Below are 501 nucleotides of genomic sequence, written 5' to 3'. Positions count from 1 at the left end.
CAAGACGTTTCATCACACCTCCTTCCACCAGAGCGTCCATGAGAAAGTCATACCAGCTCCTATGCTGTGCCAGCAGATAACTTTCCATCTGCCGACAGCCTTTGCCTTTCAGTTCCAGCAGTGTGCCTTTCTCGATAATAACTCTGCCATCAGCATTCTTGATATCCTCATCTGCATAAAGACCAAATACTGCACCTGCAATCGGTGTGTTATCTTCTGCATCAAGCTTAGTCACTGACATATCAAGCTTCTGTCTGTCATCTGAGAAAGTAAGGCTTTCCTTGATAACAGGTGTCTTATCATCCACATATGTGAATGTGACTTTCTGCTCATTTGGATTTAACACATATCCGTCAGGAGCTGTTACTTCAACAACTCTGTACTGACCAAGAGGAAGATTCTTGGCTACTGCCTTTCCATCTTTTCCTGTTGTAAGAGTTGCCACAAGGTCGCCCTTGCTGTAATACTTTGTACGGTTGCCATCTGCGTCCTTCTGGTCGT

Annotated in this window: 1 protein-coding gene; it reads right to left on the bottom strand. The window is 44.9% G+C overall.

Going from position 1 to position 501, the window contains the following annotated elements:
• Nucleotides 1-501: SpaA isopeptide-forming pilin-related protein (locus tag IE212_RS35865; protein WP_506005147.1), on the bottom strand; the 501-nt coding region annotated here is incomplete at both ends.

It is taken from the genome of Streptomyces djakartensis, assembly GCF_014651075.1.
Taxonomy (GTDB): domain Bacteria; phylum Actinomycetota; class Actinomycetes; order Streptomycetales; family Streptomycetaceae; genus Streptomyces; species Streptomyces djakartensis.
Note: the sequence above shows the minus strand (reverse complement) of the source record. Positions and strands in the feature narration are given on the sequence as shown.